Source organism: Acidobacteriota bacterium (assembly GCA_016715115.1).
Lineage (GTDB): Bacteria > Acidobacteriota > Blastocatellia > Pyrinomonadales > Pyrinomonadaceae > JAFDVJ01.
Genome location: JADKBM010000016.1, coordinates 273010 through 290930, shown reverse-complemented (window position 1 = coordinate 290930; position 17921 = coordinate 273010). Strand labels below are relative to the sequence as shown.

The 17921-nt window shown below is 54.7% G+C and carries 17 protein-coding genes; 11 read left to right on the top strand and 6 right to left on the bottom strand.

What is annotated here, in order from left to right; translation table 11 throughout:
• Positions 1 to 27: 27 nt before the first annotated feature.
• The 6 genes from waaC (at position 28) to IPN69_19075 (ending at position 6759) form a co-directional block, all read left to right on the top strand.
• The gene (gene waaC, locus IPN69_19100) at positions 28 to 1068 is read left to right on the top strand and encodes a lipopolysaccharide heptosyltransferase I (protein ID MBK8812818.1); all 1041 of its coding nucleotides are present in this window, start codon (positions 28 to 30) and stop codon (positions 1066 to 1068) included.
• On the top strand, positions 1065 to 2141 hold the full coding sequence (locus IPN69_19095) for a DNA adenine methylase (GenBank protein ID MBK8812817.1): 1077 nt from the start codon (positions 1065 to 1067) through the stop codon (positions 2139 to 2141). The genes waaC and IPN69_19095 overlap by 4 nt, the downstream gene beginning before the upstream one ends.
• A 126-nt stretch (positions 2142 to 2267) precedes the next feature.
• Positions 2268 to 3065: a DUF3108 domain-containing protein gene (locus tag IPN69_19090; protein MBK8812816.1), complete on the top strand. Its 798-nt coding sequence runs from the start codon at positions 2268 to 2270 to the stop codon at positions 3063 to 3065.
• Between the two features lie 193 nt (positions 3066 to 3258).
• The gene (locus IPN69_19085; protein ID MBK8812815.1) at positions 3259 to 4359 is read left to right on the top strand and encodes a DUF4912 domain-containing protein; all 1101 of its coding nucleotides are present in this window, start codon (positions 3259 to 3261) and stop codon (positions 4357 to 4359) included.
• A gap of 17 nt (positions 4360 to 4376) precedes the next feature.
• The gene (locus IPN69_19080) at positions 4377 to 4736 is read left to right on the top strand and encodes a hypothetical protein (GenBank protein MBK8812814.1); all 360 of its coding nucleotides are present in this window, start codon (positions 4377 to 4379) and stop codon (positions 4734 to 4736) included.
• 430 nt (positions 4737 to 5166) lie between these two features.
• A complete protein-coding gene (locus IPN69_19075; GenBank protein ID MBK8812813.1) occupies positions 5167 to 6759 on the top strand; it encodes a DUF1957 domain-containing protein in 1593 nt (530 codons plus the stop codon).
• Here the strand turns inward: IPN69_19075 and IPN69_19070 are convergent.
• Positions 6756 to 7229, bottom strand: coding sequence for a flavin reductase family protein (locus IPN69_19070; protein MBK8812812.1), 474 nt, complete (start codon positions 7227 to 7229; stop codon positions 6756 to 6758). The two genes, IPN69_19075 and IPN69_19070, sit on opposite strands and share 4 nt — an antisense overlap.
• Positions 7230 to 7647: 418 nt before the next feature.
• Here IPN69_19070 and IPN69_19065 point away from each other — a divergent pair, with 418 nt between their 5' ends.
• Positions 7648 to 9156: a hypothetical protein gene (locus IPN69_19065; GenBank protein ID MBK8812811.1), complete on the top strand. Its 1509-nt coding sequence runs from the start codon at positions 7648 to 7650 to the stop codon at positions 9154 to 9156.
• 434 nt (positions 9157 to 9590) lie between these two features.
• On the opposite strand, the gene IPN69_19060 is transcribed toward IPN69_19065, so the two are convergent.
• The 4 genes from IPN69_19060 to IPN69_19045 all read right to left on the bottom strand — a co-directional run bounded on the left by IPN69_19060 (position 9591) and on the right by IPN69_19045 (position 13654).
• Positions 9591 to 10772, bottom strand: a complete 1182-nt coding sequence (locus IPN69_19060; GenBank protein ID MBK8812810.1) for a pyridoxal phosphate-dependent aminotransferase — start codon at positions 10770 to 10772, stop codon at positions 9591 to 9593.
• A gap of 134 nt (positions 10773 to 10906) precedes the next feature.
• On the bottom strand, positions 10907 to 11848 hold the full coding sequence (locus IPN69_19055; GenBank protein ID MBK8812809.1) for an ankyrin repeat domain-containing protein: 942 nt from the start codon (positions 11846 to 11848) through the stop codon (positions 10907 to 10909).
• Positions 11849 to 12210: 362 nt separating this feature from the next.
• Complete coding sequence (gene coaD / locus IPN69_19050) at positions 12211 to 12711, bottom strand: pantetheine-phosphate adenylyltransferase (protein MBK8812808.1); 501 nt, start codon at positions 12709 to 12711, stop codon at positions 12211 to 12213.
• 154 nt (positions 12712 to 12865) lie between these two features.
• Positions 12866 to 13654: a tetratricopeptide repeat protein gene (locus tag IPN69_19045; protein MBK8812807.1), complete on the bottom strand. Its 789-nt coding sequence runs from the start codon at positions 13652 to 13654 to the stop codon at positions 12866 to 12868.
• Between the two features lie 89 nt (positions 13655 to 13743).
• Between IPN69_19045 and IPN69_19040 the strand changes: the two genes are divergently transcribed.
• From IPN69_19040 to IPN69_19025, 4 genes are all read left to right on the top strand, one after another.
• The gene (locus IPN69_19040; GenBank protein ID MBK8812806.1) at positions 13744 to 14418 is read left to right on the top strand and encodes an HAD-IB family hydrolase; all 675 of its coding nucleotides are present in this window, start codon (positions 13744 to 13746) and stop codon (positions 14416 to 14418) included.
• Positions 14419 to 14481: 63 nt separating this feature from the next.
• The gene (locus IPN69_19035) at positions 14482 to 14730 is read left to right on the top strand and encodes a type II toxin-antitoxin system Phd/YefM family antitoxin (GenBank protein MBK8812805.1); all 249 of its coding nucleotides are present in this window, start codon (positions 14482 to 14484) and stop codon (positions 14728 to 14730) included.
• Positions 14727 to 15146, top strand: a complete 420-nt coding sequence (locus tag IPN69_19030; protein MBK8812804.1) for a type II toxin-antitoxin system VapC family toxin — start codon at positions 14727 to 14729, stop codon at positions 15144 to 15146. Before IPN69_19035 ends, IPN69_19030 begins: the two co-directional genes overlap by 4 nt.
• 231 nt (positions 15147 to 15377) lie before the next feature.
• Positions 15378 to 16979, top strand: a complete 1602-nt coding sequence (locus tag IPN69_19025) for a DUF2088 domain-containing protein (GenBank protein MBK8812803.1) — start codon at positions 15378 to 15380, stop codon at positions 16977 to 16979.
• Between the two features lie 113 nt (positions 16980 to 17092).
• Here the strand turns inward: IPN69_19025 and IPN69_19020 are convergent, their stop codons facing one another.
• On the bottom strand, positions 17093 to 17821 hold the full coding sequence (locus tag IPN69_19020) for an SIMPL domain-containing protein (protein MBK8812802.1): 729 nt from the start codon (positions 17819 to 17821) through the stop codon (positions 17093 to 17095).
• Positions 17822 to 17921: the final 100 nt, after the last annotated feature.

Below are 17921 nucleotides of genomic sequence, written 5' to 3'. Positions count from 1 at the left end.
GGAACAAATTCATTAACATTGAGTCCGATGAAGATTCTCATCATCAAGCTCAGTTCCATCGGTGACGTCGTTCACACGCTTCCGGTCCTGGCGGCAATCCGAAAAGAAATGCCCGACGCCAGCGTTACTTGGGCGGTCGAACAATCGTCCGCCGAGATTCTGCGCGGCAATCCGTTGATCGACGAACTGCTCGAAATCGACACGCGGGCTCTCCGCGGCGGACGGATGATCGAAGAGATCCTGATCGATGCCGGAAAGCTCATCGGTGACCTCCGGAAACGGGAATTCGACATCGCGATCGATTTCCAGGGACTTCTGAAATCGGCGTTTGTCGCGAAGTTCACCCGGTCCGCGCGTCGATTCGGATTTGCAAAGTCCGGTCTGCGTGAGCCCGCAAGCCGGTTTTTGCTTACCGACACGGTCGAGACTCCGCCGGGCTTTCACGTCGTAAGGAAGAACTTGATCCTCGCCGGAAGTGCGCTCGGTTTTGAGGCGCGAGATGAAAAGCCCGAGTTTCCGATCTTTACCGAAGAAATTCATCAGGCCGAAGCCGGTGCAATGTCGGAACTCGCGGGCGGCAGGTTCGCGATCCTGAATCCGGCCGGCGGTTGGCCGACGAAACTCTGGGACGCCGCGAAGTTCGGCGAACTTGCCGATCGGCTCTTCGAACGTTTCGGGCTCGCGTCGATCGTCACGACCGCCCCGAATGAATCCGAACTGGCGATGAAAGCCGCCGCAAATTCGCGTTCGGGGCGACTTGTCACGGGCGAACCGACGCTCAAGGGCTTCTTCGAACTGGCGCGGCGGGCCGAGATATACGTCGGCGGTGACACCGGACCGACGCATCTTGCGATTGCCGCCGAATGTCCGGTCGTCGGCATCTTCGGTCCGACCGAATGGTGGCGAAACGGCAGTCTGAATCCCTCGGACATATGCGTCGAACGCAACGACATCGGATGCCGTGTCGATTGCCACCGCCGTTCGTGCGCGAACTGGATCTGTATGGACATCGGCGTCGAGACGGTGCTCGATGCTGTTGCACGCAGACTCGAAACCATCAGCCGATGAACGTGCCGCAGACACAGGGAATCAAGTATGCCGGTTCGAAGCTGCGGCTTTTGCCGTTCATCGCCGAACTCGCGGAAAGGGTCAACGCGCGGACCGTGTTCGACGGCTTTGCCGGAACGACGCGGGTCGGACAGATGTTCGCGCGGCTCGGTTACCGCGTGATCTCGAACGACATTGCCGAATGGTCGCGCGTTTTCGCGCTTTGCTATTTCAAGAACAGGCGGCCGAAGAGCTTCTATGAAGAAATCGTTCGACATCTCAATGAACTTGCGCCACACGACGGTTGGTTCACCGAAAACTATGGCGGGGCAGCCGGCCAACCCGTCAAGCGTCCGTGGCAACTTCACAACACACGAAAGCTCGACGCGATTCGCGACGAGATCGACAGGCTCGGACTCGGCGAAGTCGAAAAGAGCGTGTTGCTGACCAGCTTGATCCTCGCGCTCGACGCGGTCGATTCGACGATCGGCCATCACGCCGCATACTTGAAGAATTGGTCAAAGAGATCCTACAACACGATGCGGCTCAAAGTTCCGCGGATTTTCGAATCCGCAGCCGAGCACGAGGTTCTCAGCGGGGGCATTTTTGACGCGCTCCCGAAGGCGGCCGCCGATCTCGCGTATTTCGATCCGCCGTACGGTTCGAACAATGAGAGAATGCCGCCGTCGCGTGTTCGGTATGCGGCCTATTATCATCTCTGGACGACAGTCATAAGGAACGACCGTCCGCCGGTCTTCGGTCGCGCGAACCGGCGAACCGATTCACGCGACGGAACGGCAGCTTCCGTTTTCGAGGATTTTCGCAAAGATGAAACCGGAGCTTTTCTGGCCGTTTCGGCAATTGAAAAGATGATCCGCGAGGCCGATGCGCGGCACGTTTTGCTTTCTTACAGTTCGGGAGGTCGCGCGACGGCCGAACAACTGGCCGGAATCCTAGGAAACTGCGGCACGCTGATCGAAACTCTGAAAGTCGACCACCGTCGCAACGTGATGGCTTCGATGCGCTGGACGAACCAATGGACGAAGGACTTTGACGAACCGAATCGGGAATATCTTTTCTTGCTCGAAAAGTGAATTTGTCCGGTGCATCCATTTCAAGCGTTCGAGGCGTCAAATCATCGGATTTCGGCGGCGTCGAAATGTCGTGGCATAATTTGGCTTTTGGATTATACTAACGAGATGCGTCGCAGCGGTTCAATTATGAAGAGATTTACCCGAATTTTTGTTTTCGTTTCGGCATTTGGACTTTTGTTCGCGGCCGGCGCGCTTGCGCAGGCGACTGTCAAACCGCCATTCCTCGGCGGCGAGAAACTGGTTTATGAAGGCAAGATCAGCAAGATCATTCAGGGAATTGCGGTTGCGGATCTTTCATTCACCTTCGGCAAGACCGCGGACGGAGACGATTATCTGATCAAGACAGACGCGCGTTCGAAGGGAACGTTGCTCAAGCTTTTCCGTTTCAGTTTCGTTCAGGAATATGAATCAACCGTTGACTCGGACAAGTTTCGGGTCCTGAAGACCGTTAAGAACGATGTTCAGAAGGAACGCGTCCGCAATAGCGAAGCTCTTTTCAGTTATGTTGAAAAAAAGGTGACCTTTACGGAAACCAATCCAAAGGAACCGATGCGCGCGCCGCGGACGATCGCGTCCGACCTCAAGGGCGATACACACGATCTGGTTTCCGGCCTCTATTTCCTTCGGACATTGCCGCTCGCAGTCGGCAGGGTATTCGAATTGACGATCAGCGATTCGGGCCTGATCTATCAGGTGCCGGTCCGCGTCACCGCGCGCGAAGTTCAAAAATCAGTCCTTGGCCGCCTGATGTGCTTCCGGGTTGAACCGGAAGTGTTCGGGAACAACCGGTTGATCGAGCAGAAGGGAAGTATGGTCATCTGGATCACCGACGATGAACGCCGGATTCCGGTTCGTTCGCGGATAAACTCGGAATACGGCAAGATCGAAGTGAAATTGAAGAAGGTAGAATCCGCGAAAATGTAAGCCATCGATTCCCATTTACGGGTGTCCGGTCAGCATCTTCGCGGTTTCCGACTCCGCGCCGAAAAAGCACAAGAATCATCTGCGTCCGATTCGGGTTTAACGAACCGAAGTTGAGAATCTTCGCCCGGCGGTTGCATCGGCGGGCTCAAAACCCGATAATTTTCACTTATTTTGAATTCATTTGGATAAATTTATGAGTGAACAAGAGAAGATCGAGCAGTTGAACGACGAAGAAAAGAAGGTGGTTGAGTACGTGTTGGACGACTTTGAGCTGGCGCCGATCTCATCCGGCGAATTCGTCGGTGACGAGGAGTTTTTTGCGCGGGTCGATAGCGATCTTGATGAACTTTTCGCGATTCCCGAACCGACGATGCCCGCGATCCTTGCTGACGCCGCGGATGTGAAACCGGTCGATCCCGTTTTTGAAGCGCTATCGATGCCGGCGCTTCCGGAACTTGAGAAGGAAAACCGGGCGCGTTTGCAGATGCAGTCACCGAATCGGCTCTATTTCTATTGGTCGATCAAGAACAACCCGTTTCAGACGCTTCACAAGCTCTTCGGCGGCAACGCTGGAAATTACCGGTTGGTCGCGAAGTTGGTGAATCTGGAAACCGATCGTGAGGTCATCCAACAGATCGAGGCGGCCGGGAGTTGGTGGTACAACGTGGAATCTGACGCGAGCTATCGAGCGGAGATCGGGTTTTTTGCGCCGGGCCGTCCGTTTATCCGAGTGATGTTCTCGAACACGATCGAGACGCCGCGGAAGAGCCCGAGCCCGCGGCAGGCGGCCGAATCAGACTGGGCAATCGCCGCGAACGAATTTGCCGAAGTCCTGGATGTCGCCGGATTTACGCGCGACGCCTTCGAAGTCGCGCTCGCGGGCGATGACTTTGAAAGCGCCGAGCAGGCGACGGACAGCACTTTCTATCAATTGCTCGGAGAGCACGCCGAATCGTTCAGCGCCGACGAGATCCGTTATGCGCTGCTCGCGCTCGCGTCCGGAATCAGCGTCGAGGCGCTTCGCGGGCAGATCTCGGAAGCGCTGTACCTGGTTCTAGCGGAGAACGTCGTCAAGCTCAGCGCGGAAAACACGATGTCGGCTCTCAAAGACCATTTCGATCTTCTCGACGAAGAGATCATCGGCTACGAGGAGACCGGCGAGGCCGTTTACGGCGCGAGTTTGGTTCATTTCCCGAAGAGTCGCGTTACGCGCGCCGTTCCCAAGTCGCCGATCACGGGTGAACGGGTGAAATTCGTCCCGCGACTTTCACCGGTCAGCTCTTTGCGATTTTAGATTTTGGATTTTGGATTTTGGATTGGTCCCGGACGGCGAAGATCTTCGCTTCCGGGACTTTTTTGCATTCTCCCGATTCGAGAATTCCAAATTCCAGAATTCCAAATTCCAAATTCCAGAATTCCAGATTCCAAATATTCCAAATTCCAGAATTCCAGATTCCAGAATTTCAAATTCCAGAATTCCAGAATTCCAGAATTCCAGATTCCAAATATTCCAAATTCCAGAATTCCAGATTCCAGAATTTCAAATTCCAGAATTCCAGAATTCCAGAATTCCAGAATTTCAAATTCCAGAATTCCAGAATTCCAGAATTCCAGATTCCAGATTCCGGATTCCGGATTCCAAATTCCAAAATCCAGATTCGGGAGCTTTGAAAAACCCACGGGTTCTTTGTATTCGGGGCCGGGACGAGTCGGTACCATCTGCGATAGCGGATGGTTGAAGATCGGTTGGTATCAATACTTCGGTCCGGGAGTGCGGCAACCAACCATCCGCTACCGCAGATGGTACCGACTCGACGCGATTGAAACGCGATTCGGGATTCCCAGTCTGGAACCCTTGGAACTCTGGAATCTCGAACGTGGATCTGGAATCTTGGAATCTCGAACCTTACCTTGGAATTTGGAATCGTGGAATCTGGAATCCTTGGAATCTGGATTCCAAATTCCACATTCAAAAAGATCTAAAATCCAAAATCCAGATTCCGAAATCGAACCGGACCGCGAATTGGTTTATACTTCGACAATTGTGGTTGCCGGATTGATCTTTAATCCAAAATCCAAATTCCAAAATCCGAAATCGATTATGGTTGGTTACTTCAGTCTGGTTCTGCACGCGCATCTGCCGTTCGTACGGCATCCGGAATACCCCGAATTCCTTGAAGAGGACTGGCTGTTCGAGGCGATCACCGAGGTCTATCTTCCGCTGATCTTCATTTTTCAGAGTCAGCACGAGGCTGGCGCGAAACCGCGTTTGGCGATGAATGTTTCGCCGCCGTTGTGCGAGATGTTGGCCGATCCTCTGCTTCAGTTGCGGTACACGCGCCATCTCGAGAATCTGCTCGAACTCTCCCGCAAGGAACTGGAGCGCGTTACGGCCGAAGCGCCGGAATTTCTTGAGGTGGTCAGGATGTACGTCGACACCCTCTCGGCGTCGCTCGGTCTCTGGAACGATCGTTACGGCCGCAATCTGATCAACGCCTTTCGCGAACTCCAGGACGAAGGCGTCCTCGAGATCATCACGTGTTGCGCGACGCACGGATTTCTGCCGTTGATCTCGACGCAGGAGTCGCGTCGGGCGCAGATCGAGATCGCCGTCACCAATTATCAGAAACACTTCAAGCGCAAGCCGCGCGGCATTTGGCTCGCCGAATGCGCCTACGAACACGGCGTCGAGGATCTGCTGAAAGACGCCGGGATCGAATACTTCATCGGGGATTCGCACGCTATCCTATACGGCGAGCCGCGGCCACGCTACGGCGTCCACGCGCCGGTGATGTGTCCCAATGGCGTTGCCGTTTTCGCGCGCGACGTCGAAACGTCGCAACAGGTGTGGTCGGCCGAGGTCGGCTATCCGGGCGATCCCTTCTATCGGGAATTTTATCGCGATGTCGGCTGGGATCTGCCGATGGAATATCTGAAGCCGCACCTTCATTCGGACGGCAGCCGGCGCCATCTCGGTCTGAAATACTATCGGATCACGGGCCGCGATGTTCCGCAAAACCGCAAGAAAGCATACGTTCCGGCGATCGCGAAGGAAAAGGCGGCGATGCACGCCTTCGATTTTCTCGGGAGGCGCAAGGACCAGGCCCGCAAACTGCGCGAGATCCACGAGGGGCATCCGCCGCTCGTGACATCGCCGTATGACGCCGAACTTTACGGGCACTGGTGGTTTGAGGGACCGATGTTCATCGATTATCTGTTTCGCCAGATCCATTTCGATCAGGACGAGATCACGGCCGTCACACCGGGCGATTATCTCGATGCGAAGATCCCGATCCAGATCCAGACTCCATCGGCGTCAAGCTGGGGCGAAGCAGGCTATTACAAGGTTTGGATAAATGAAGGGAATTCCTGGATGTATCCTTATCAACACGACGCCGAACGGAAAATGACGGCTTTGGCGAATCGTTTTCACCATCCGAACGATGTTGAACGGCGGGTGTTGAACCAACTTGCGCGGGAACTCTTGCTCGCGCAGTCGAGCGATTGGGCTTTTCAGATCTATCAGGGAACGACGGTGCAATACTCTTCGAACCGGTTCAAATCGCACATCCACCGTTTCAATATGCTGGCAAAAATGCTTGAAACCGGCGATTTCAACGAGCCGTTGCTGAAGGAGATCGAGAACCGTGACAACATCTTTGCCGAAGTCGATTTCGCGGTCTATCGGAGTTAAGCAATCGTTCGATATTCGCCCGTCCAGTAGATCAGCGGCGATTTGTCGTCGGTGTGGACCGCCTCGACCTCGCCGACGAAGATAGTATGATCGCCGCCGCTGTATTCGTTGACGACGCGGCATTCCAGATTGGCAAGACAACCTTCGATGATCGGAATCCCTTGCTCGCCGATGCGAAACCCGATCCCGCTGAATTTATCCTCGTGGCGAAACGCGAACCGATCCGAAACGCCCGATTGTTCGGCGCTCAAAATATTGACCGTAAACCGCCCTGACTCGACGAAGGCGTGATGGCTGCCGGTCGTCCTTTCGATACATATGAGCACGAGCGGCGGATTCATCGAGACCGACGAAAACGCCGAAACCGTGATGCCGTGGAGATCCCCTTTATGGTCGCGTGTCGTGACCACCGTGACGCCGCTGGCGAAGCGACCCAAGGCGGCGCGAAATTCTTGGTTTGAGACTGCCATTACGGATTTAGATTGTAGTTGACCAAAAGACAAAACCAAAACGGGCGGGAGTTGGCAATAACGCAGATTACGCATTTGCAGGTTGCTCTGCATCCATGAAGCCCGAGTTACGCAATCGAGGCAAATTCAGAGACAGTCGTCGCTGACGCGACACGAGAGCGATATGCGGCGGACCGTGGGTTTCAACCCACGGCTTGTCAGGACACCGCTACCCGGCGAAATCGTGCATTTTTCACGAATCCGGCGGGCGATTGTTTGTTCAAAGCGTAGTATTGGCTCGAACGAGACCGTTGTTATCGACTGCGCAAAACGCCGGCGTTGGAAACATCCATTCAAAATTGTAGAATCAAATGTTCGGACGAAACGCGATGATCGGGCATCAAACGTCAGAAATGCACAAACGAACAAGGGAAAAACAATGAAACTGAAATCATTCTTGCTTATATTGATTGCTGCCGCGGCCGTCCAGGCCCAGTCGCCATCGAAAGTCCTGAGCCGCGCAAACAAGGCGCTCGGAAGCGAAAAGGTTCTCAAATCGGTGCGTTCGTGGCAGTCGTCCGGAACCATAACGCGAAAATCGGACGGTGCGACCGGGCGATACGAGGCGGAAGCGTCGGGCGGGAGTCTTTATGGAGGAATGTTCGATCTGAACGGATTCGAATACGCCGTCGGCTACAACGGCAAGTCCGGATGGATGCGCGATTCGCGAAACGGTTTGAGGACGTTGACCGGCGAGGCGGCAAAGGACTTTCAGGCGGAAGCCGTTTACCGGAACTCGCGCTGGTTGAGCGCGAAGGCCGAAAAGACGAAGATCTCGGCCGGCGGAACGGTCAACGTATCAGGGCGACCGGCGAGCGTCGTCGTCTTGAACACCTCCAAAGGCGTGCAGATGAAGCTGTTCTTCGATCAGGCGACGGGATTGCTCGTGCGCGAGGAGATTCCGCAAGGTCCGCTCGTCAAGTCATTCGATTACAGCGATTATCGCATCGTCAGCGGAATTCAGACGGCGTTTGCAATTGTTTCCAAGATCGCAGACGAGACGTATGAGATAAAACTCGACAGCGTCAAATACAACGAACCCGTCGCGCGCGCCAAGTTCGATTTTCCGCGGGTTTCGAACGAGCCGATCCCGGACATCCCGACGCTCTTCGCCGAGATCAAGGCGAACGCCGAGCGCGTCGACGAGATACTCGAAAACTACAGCTACACCGAACTTCGCATCGATCGCGAACCGTTGCCAAACGGCGAATTGGTCGAAAAGAGTTCCGAGAAACGACTGCTGACATTCTATAAGGGCTATCGCATCAATCGCCTGATCGAGAAGAACGGCCGACCTTTGTCCGCTTCGGATCAGGAGAAAGAAGACCGCGACGCGCAAAAGCAGGTTGCCGAGATCGAGGGCCGCATCGCCGACAAAGAGCGCAAGGCCGCAAAACAGCGCGAAATGGGATCCGGTACCGGCGGAACTCCGAACGGCGAGGGCCAGCGGATCACGATCGCCGAAGCGCTGAAGGGATCGATCCTCACGAATCCCCGCCGCGAGCGTTACAAGAGCAACGACGTCATCGTCTTCGATTACGAGCCGAATCCGGCGTTCAAGCCGCAGTCGCGGATGGAAAAGCTCTTCGCCCTTTGCACCGGCGCGGTTTGGGTCGATACGAAAACGAAGCAGGTAGTCCGGCTCGACGCCGTTCTGACGAAAAGCGCCGGGAGTTTCATCGCCAAAGCAAAGCGCGGCGCATCGTTCACGATCGAGAATGAGTTGATCAACAATGAGATCTGGCTGCCGTCGCAGGCGGACGTCAATCTCTCGATCAAGATCCTTTTCGCCGGGATCAACATCAACAACCTGATCAAATACGGGGATTACAGCAAATTCAAGACTGAAGTTACCGGTTCGAGCGTCGATGAGGTGAAAAAACCGTAGACTGGAGCGCAAGCGTCCCGCTTGCAATGAGCGCGGAGCGCGAACGGAGCGTTTTCATTTACGTACGTACTGGAATCACGCACGCAGGGAGCCTGTCGGAAAAATCGATTCAGGTGTGCGGAGCACACGCACATACGACAACACCAGGTGAAGCGTAGCGGAACCCAGGTGTCAGTCACGATTAACTCAAACGAGCGTGTGAAACACGCGAACCTGTTGAAGCCACAAGAGTTGCGCGTGTTACACACGCTTGGAGACTCGGACGTTCAGCCACCACGTTCCGCTCCGCTTCACGTGGTGTTATCGCAAGTTCGCGTGCTCCGCACGCTTGAAGAAGCAGATTTAGTAGTCAAACGGCTTTTTCCGACAGGCTCCAAGAAGTTTGAAATCGGATCAATACGTCGGGAACTCATTTCCGCAAACCTACTCCGCGGTCAGAACAGCTTGTTTATCCTTTCAATCGCCGTCCGCAGGTTTTCCATCGATGTCGCGTAAGAGAGCCGCAAGAACCCGTCGGCTCCGAACCCGGCACCGTCGGTGACGACGGTGTACGCTTCGTGGAGCAGATGGTCCGCGACATCGGCGGAGGTCGCGAACTTATCACCCAAAAGCCCGCGGACATCGACGAACGCGTAAAACGCGCCCTCAGGCATCGCGCATTTGAATCCGTTGACCTTTTGAAGTTCCGGGATAAACCAGTCACGGCGGCGCTTGTATTCGGCAAGCATCGCGCTGACCGCGTTCATCGATTCCTCGCGCCGGTCGAGGGCGCGCCCGCAAGCGTATTGCACGAAGCTCGTCGGATGCGTCGCCGAATGGCTCTGGAGTTTGACCATCGCCTTCGTCCATTGTTCATTCGCGATCGTGTAACCGATTCGCCAACCGGTCATCGCGTAGGTCTTCGAGAAACTCCCGGCGATCGCCACGAAGTTCCGCAGTTCTTTCGGCAAAACGGCGGATGTAAAAACTTCCGCCGGCGGGTACGCGAAGAAAAGATAGCATTCGTCGGTCAGGACATAGATCCCGCGTTCGGCGCAGGTCTCGACGATGCGGCGCATTTCGGCCGCCGGCACTACGCAACCGGACGGATTGCTCGGCGAATTGATGATCAGGAGTTTCGTCGTCGGCGTGATCGCATCGCGAACCTGGTCGGCGGTAAGAATAAAATCGGTCGCCTCGGTATCGATAAAGACGTTGTTCGCGCCGCAGAAATTGACGATCTCGGGGAAAGTCACCCAATACGGCTTAGGAATCAGGACGTCGTCGCCGCGGTTGACCAGCGTGCAGACGGCGTTAAAGAGCGCCTGCTTACCGCCGCAAGCCGCCGCCACCTCCGACGGCGCGAAGTCGGCGCCGAACTGATCCCTGTAGAAATGAGAGATCGACTCGGTAAAGGACTTCATACCGCTCGAGGGCGTGTACTTGGTCAGGCCTTTGTTGAGCCCTTCGACGGCGAGGTCTTTGATGAACTGCGGCGTCGGAAAGTCCGGCTCGCCGACCGTGAGATCGATCACATCGTAGCCCTGCTCGCGAAGATTGGCCGCCGCCTGCATCGCCTTAAGAGTCGACGAAGCCTGCATTCTTGAGACGTTATCGGAAACAGTAAACGGAGTCATAATATCAATCTTAAATCGAATGAGCCGTATTTTGAATCCGAGAACGGGAGTTAAGCAAAAAAACGTCGTACACACCACAGCAACGATCCGATAACTCCCCAACTCGCAATCCGGGAATCGAGCCCCGCCGCAGATCATTTCGTCCGGATTCTTTGAATCCAGTCCGCCAGATCGGCGAATCCGCTCCGAATCGCAGCTTCCCGCGCGGTTTTCTTCTCCCACGCCGGCGACCAATTCGGGTCGGCGCCAAGTTCCAGCAAATGCTCCGCGACACGGCGCTGTCCGCCGTGACAAGCAAACCAAAACGCTTGGTCGATCTCGGCGGATGTCGGCTTTGCGTCCGACCAGCGTTTCTGAATCCGCTTCAGGTACCCGAGCGCGGCTTCGTGGTCGGCGTTCATTTCCGCGCCGAGTTCCGCAAGTCTCGCGGCTGCATTCCATTGCCCAAAAGCGACGGCATCGGCGATCGGACTGCCGCCTGCGATCACCGCCCCCTTTGCCTCGATGTTTGCACCGGCATCAAGCAACGCATTCAGTGCCGCAAGGTCATCGCTGCTGGCGGCCCAGTGAAGCGCGGTTTCGCGATGCGGGCCGCCGACGAACGGCGCGTCCGTTTCCGCGCCGGCAGCGACCAAAGCGTCGATCGTTTCGGCCACTCCCGGAAAATGCCCGGGCCAATCGGTTGCGATATGCAGAAGAGAACGGGCCATTTTGGGGTTGGCCTCGTCTCTGATCCTGGCGCGTGCCAGGTTCGGAGTTGCTTCCAGAAGTCGGATCAATACGTCGACATTGCCATCCTGAATCGCCTTGACGACAGACAACGCAACGGGGTCCCGGGCGTCAAGAAACAGATTCGGAACTGTCGTGTCGGGTTCGGTGTTTTCGGACCCGCATTCGGATTTGAGAGTCTCCTCGATCGATTTGCGGAATCCTGACCAACTCTCGAATCCGTATTCGCGGGCGATCAGAAACTGTGCATCCGCGAGCGAAAGCCCTTCATTTTCTGCTTCGACCACGGACAAGCCTCGCAAACGGGGATGCTTTTGCCGCAAATGCTCGCGTGTTACCGCGATCATCGAGCCCTCCCACGGAATATCGACCGCGGTGTTGTTTCGCCAGGCTTTCACTAAGGCTTTGGCGATCTTTCTGTACTGTTCTAAATTGGGGTTGACCGGTAGGTTTGATGTTTGCACACTAAGCTCCTTTCATAGATAAACCTGATGTCTGCCTGATTCAGGATGAAAGAAGGTTTGCGTTCCTTCGGATTGCTGTTTGAACAAAGATGGGCACAGCCCTTTCTGCAGACTAGATGCGCTCTTTCACGCAGAACGGATTATAGATAGATTCCGATCAAAATTCAATTACAGGAGACGGGTCGATTTCACCGAATCATCGAGCTTTTCGAATCGCAGCTCCAAGATGGATTCGACTTCGCTGATCACCCGCGGCGCGTCTTGGATGCGAGTTTGTCGGTCATCCTCTGCTCGACGAGCGACGGGACGAGCCCTTCGATCTTCCCGCCGAGATTGAAGATCTGCTTGACCAATCTCGAGGAAATGTACGAGAACGCCTCGCCGGACATCAGAAAGATCGTCTCCAGTTCGGGCGCGAGCCGGCGGTTCATCAGCGCCATTTGGAGTTCGTATTCGTAGTCCGAGATCGCGCGGATGCCGCGGACGATCGCGATCGCCTTCTTTTTCTTTGCGTAATCAACGAGGAGCCCTTGGAACGAATCGACCTCGATACGGCAATTCGACGCTTGCGGCAGAACTTCGCGGAGCATCTCGCATCGCTCCTCGACGGTGAACATCGAACTTTTGTCCGGGTTGTTGAGGACGGCGACGACGACCTCGTCGAACAGCGTACATCCGCGGGCGATAATGTCGAGATGACCGTTCGTGATCGGGTCGAACGAACCCGGATAAATTGCTTTGCGCATATATATTTGTCGGTGAGCAGTGAGCCGTGAGCCGTAGGCAGTGAGCAGTGAGCAGTAAGCTGTGAGCCGACTCGAAAGCTCAAATACTTATCGACCACTGACGACTGCTCACCGCTCACCGCTTACGGTTCACCGCTCACCGAAAAGCCACCGTTCAAAACCTTGTTTCCAGCATCTTTTTCGCTTTTTCGGTCGATTCCTTGTATTCAACAATGTATTCGGAATCCGGCTTCATCCTCAGCAAATGCTCGAGATGCTTTCGCGCTTCCGGCTTCCGGCCGACCGCCGCGTACGCCTCGGCAAGATGCAAATAGATGTACGTATTCTCCTTTTCGAGCTCGAGCGCCTTTTCAAGATACTCGACCGCTTTTTCGGGTTTTCCGCCCATCATCCCGGTCGTTGAAAGCTCGACCTGCGCCAAGGCATCATAGGCGCTTGCTCCCTGATATTTCGGGTCGAGTTCGATCACCTTGTTCATCGTTTCGCGAATGTCGTCGATCGATTTGATGCCCACGGTAACTGGGCTTCGACGAGCTTGCTCACCAAGATTCGCGCCGAACCAGAAATGTCCGTCCGGTTTCGACGGCTCGATGCGCGACGCGATTCGCCCGGCTTGTTTACCCGCTTCGAATGCCCTTTCCGACTCCTTTTCGTCCGTCGTCTGTCGGCCGAGGCAGTAATTGTATTTCGCGAACTTCCATTCGACCTCAAAATTTCGCTGGTTCGGATTTCTGATCGCCCCGAGCATTTTGACTGCTTCCCGAAGCTTGGCAAGATCCTCGCGTTGTCTGAAGAGTTCATCGGATCTGGAAATCACATCCGCCAGGACGGCGGGATCGGTCCTGGCGTCGAGCGATTCCGTTTCCGCTTTGGAGGCGCACGAGGCAAGGAGTAACGCGGTCGCGATGATTGTAATAAATCGGTAAGAATTCGAAGGTTTCATTTTGCCAAATTACCGAATACGGGAAAATTTTGGTATAGTCTATGTCTTTGCAAACGCAGAAAGTTTTCTAAAAATAGCACAAAGCAACGATGAACAGAAACGGACAGGCCGCCGCGTTTTATGATCTGGAGGGAACTCTGGTAAGCACCAATCTGGTGCATACGCTCGCGTTCTATTCCCGTCGCCAGCAAGGCCTGTTAAACACCATTCGCAAGAGTGTCGGAACGCTCGCCAAACTTCCGGCGTTCGGCATCACCGATCTTTATTCGCGCAACGTTTTCAACGAGTATTTTTTCCGAAGCTACGAGGGTGAATCGTTCGATCGTTTGCGCTATTTCAGCGAGGAGCTGTTTGAAGAGGTCCTGAAACCGGCGATCTTTGACGGCACGCCGGAACTGATCGCGCAGGGCAAGAAACTCGGCCAGCGTCAGGTCGTTCTGACCGGCGCGCTCGACTTTACGATCAAGCATCTGATGGATCATCTCGGCATCGACGACTACGTCGCGAACCGTATGGAATTCGTCAACGGCTACGCGACCGGCCGGGTGCTGCCGCCCGTGATGGCGTCGGCGACAAAGGCCAAATGGATGCGCGAATATGCCGAGCGTGAGATTATAAACTTAAGCGATTCATACGCTTACAGCGATTCGATATCGGATTTGCCGATGCTTTCCATCGTCGGGCACCCGGTTGCCGTCAACCCGGATTTCCGATTGAAGCAAACCGCGATACAACACGATTGGGCGATTTTGGATTTGAAATAGATTGCGAAAGATGATAGAGGTTTGGTAAGATGGCTACGTAGCCACTATTGGCTGAGGTGAGATATGTCACACACCGTCAAAGATGCCAAGAACAATTTGAGTACGCTAATCCGCCTCGCGGAAAGAGGCGCGCCACAGGTAATTCGCCGCAATGGTACGGAAGTCGCGGTCGTTGTTTCGATAACTGAATGGCGGCGTATTAAAGGCGACGGCGAAAGTCTGGTTGAGTTCTTGCGCAACAGCCCGCTCGACGAGATTATGAAAGATTTGGATCGGTCAGATGAACTTCCGCGCGAGGTCGATCTCGGATGAAGTATCTTCTCGATACCTGCGCAATTTCTGAGCCACGAAAACCAAGTCCGAATCAAGGATTCATTGAATGGCTCGAGGATCAAATTGAGGATCGCTTGTATTTGAGTGCGTTGACGATAGGTGAAATTCGTCGCGGAATCTATCGGCTTGAGCCGAGTCGCAGAAGGACCGAACTCGAAGAATGGTTGGAATTGTTGCGAAAACGTTTTTCAGGTCGCGTTTTGCCGATCACGGAAACGACTTTCCTTTTTTGGGGCAAAATGTATGGCGAGTTTGAACGAACGGGAGTTGTAAGACCTGCGTTTGATTCGCTTCTCGAAGCGCTCGCATTGGAGCACGATCTGGTGATCGTGACACGAAACGTTCGGAATTTCGAAAAGTCGAATGCCGGGGTCTTAAATCCGTGGGTGAGTTAGTGAAGCAAAACATCGGGATAGATTCTGAGAAATGTTGAGCTAGTGGTGAAGATTGATCGAGTTGTCGTGAATGGATTACGAATTCCAATGCCTGCCCTTGTTTTTCAAGTTATCTGTTTTGCGCAAGATTCAAACACGGTCATAATTATCAACGACTCCGAGACCCAATTAGATGCTTTTTCGCAGATATCCTGATCAAATCTTTGAAAAAGGCGGGTGACAAGTTTTAAGATGTCTCTTCAATTACGCAGAAAAACACACGAATCGATCGTTTACATCGATCGCGACAGCGCGCCGCGGATTATGCCGAACGGCGAGGATTTCATCATCAACGATCTCCCGGTCGGGACTCGGGTGATCTATCCGAATCCGCCGATCAAGGGATTGCCGAACCGCGAGGCGGCGATCCGTTACGCGATCAATCATCCGATCGACGCCAAGCCGCTCTATGCGCAGCTCGAACCGGGAATGCGCGTGACGATCGCGATGGATGACATTTCGCTGCCGCTGCCGCCGATGGCGACGCCCGATCTGCGTCAGACGATGCTCGAGGTCGTGCTCGATATGTGCGCCGCGAACGGCGTCGACGATATTCATCTGATCATCGCCAACTCGCTTCATCGCAAGATGACGGCGTGGGAAATGGAACGGATGGTCGGATCGCGCATCTTCAACGCCTTCTATCCCGACCGCTATTACAATCACGATGCCGAAGACGATGCGAACCTAGTGACGCTCGGCCACACGCGCCACAACGAACCGCTTCGCGTCAACCGCCGCGCGATCGAGTCCGATATCCTGATCTATCTCAACATCAACCTCGTCCCGATGGACGGCGGCCACAAGTCGGTCGCGGTCGGACTTTGCGATTACGAGAGTCTGCGTGCGCACCACGAGCCGCAGACGATCCGCGATTCGCATTCGTATATGGATCCGCCGGCGTCGGAGTTGAACCACAAGGTCATCCGCCTCGGGAAACTGGTCGACGAGGCGTGCAACGTCTTTCACATCGAGACCGCGATCAACAACAAGATGTTCCCGGACGGCTACGACATCCTGACGCGCAACGAGGACGAGTTCAGTTTTGCCGATCGTATGAAATGGGAAGCGATGAAGCGGACATTCTCAAAACTCCCGCGCGGAGCCCGGCGCAAGATGCTCCACGCGATTCCGGCGCAATACGAATTGATCGCCTGCCACGCGGGCGCGACCGAGCCGGTGCACGAGAAGATCCTCGAAAAGAACTACCAGCAATACGAGATCCCGGTAAAAGGCCAGTGCGACATTCTGATCACCGGAATCCCGGACATCTCGCCGTACAACGTGTATTCGGCGCTAAACCCATTGTTGGTACAGGTTATGGCTCTCGGCTATCACTTCAATATGTACCGCAACAAACCTTTGCTGAGGAAGGGCGGCGTGATGATCATCACGCATCCGTGCTTTGACGAGTTCGACCATAATTTCCACCCGAGTTACATCGAGTTTTTCCACAGGTTGCTACCCGAATCGCGCGATGCGTTCTATCTTCGCGAAAAATACGAGCGGGAATTTGCCGAAAATCCGGCCTACATCGAGATGTACCGGCGCGGCAACGCTTATCACGGAGCGCATCCGTTCTTTATGTGGTACTGGGGCGAAAACGGCCGGCAGCACGTCGGCAAGGTTATCGTCGCCGGCGCCGAGAACGCGCACGTCCCCGAGATGCTCGGTTGGGAACGCGCCGACAATCTGACGGACGCGATCGCGATGGCCAAGTCATACAAAGGACGCAGCGCGGAGATCACGATGCTCCATCAGCCGATCATCGGGCTTTGCAGCGTCACCGATTAGCCCATTTGCGATTTGCGATTGCCGATTGGCGATTGGATCGCACATTGGATCGACTCGGTCAGAAACGAAATCAACCTCATCGATCGCGTTCGGGAGAAAATTGTTGAATTCGTCTACTCGATCTCGAACCGCGCGAAGATCTCGAAACGCAGTTTGATCTGGGTTATATTCAAACTGCTTGCTGACGGAGTGCTGTTACCGTCCTGAACAAAGACGTTCGACTGGCTGTTCGAACTGATGTTGGCATTCGCCCGATAGAAACCGGAATTGTTCTCTTCGTCGACTTCGCGCACGAAAACCGCCTTTCCGACGCGTTCACCGATCGCACCAAGCAGATATTCGGCCTTCATTTTCGCGGCGCGAATGGCTTCCATTTTCGTTTCTTTGCGGAATCGTATCAGTTCGGTGTGTGTCGAGTCGATCAGGTCGAGGCGCGATATGTTGTTGCGGTCAGCAAGATCCTGAAGCTTGCCTACTTTGTCGAGATCACGGATCTTGAGCCGGTAATCCTTCGAAGCAAGCGTGTCCTTCAATCTCCGCTGCCGAACGTAGACGCTCGTCAGATCGAAAACCGTCAGGTCTTTTTGTACCTCAACTCCGATTGCCGCGAGTTCGCGTTTCAAAGCTTCTTCCTGATCCTCGATCGTGATCTTCTTCTTGCCGTCGACGCGTTCCACGAGCGTAATTTTGAACGTGAATTCGTTCGGCGTGATCAGCGCCTCGGCTGAACCGGTTACTTCGATGACGCGCTTTTCGGTCGGCGGCACGGTCTGGCCGGCGGCGGAACTCGCGAGAATTGCAAACAAGATATTGAAAAGCGAAATTCGGACAAGGTTTTTCATAGTATTGGCTCCAAGCTAAAAGGCGATCGACACGGGCCGTAGCCCGTTTCGGGTTTTGCGTTCTTTTCGTCGGGCGGGAGTCCGACGCTGAACGTCTGCT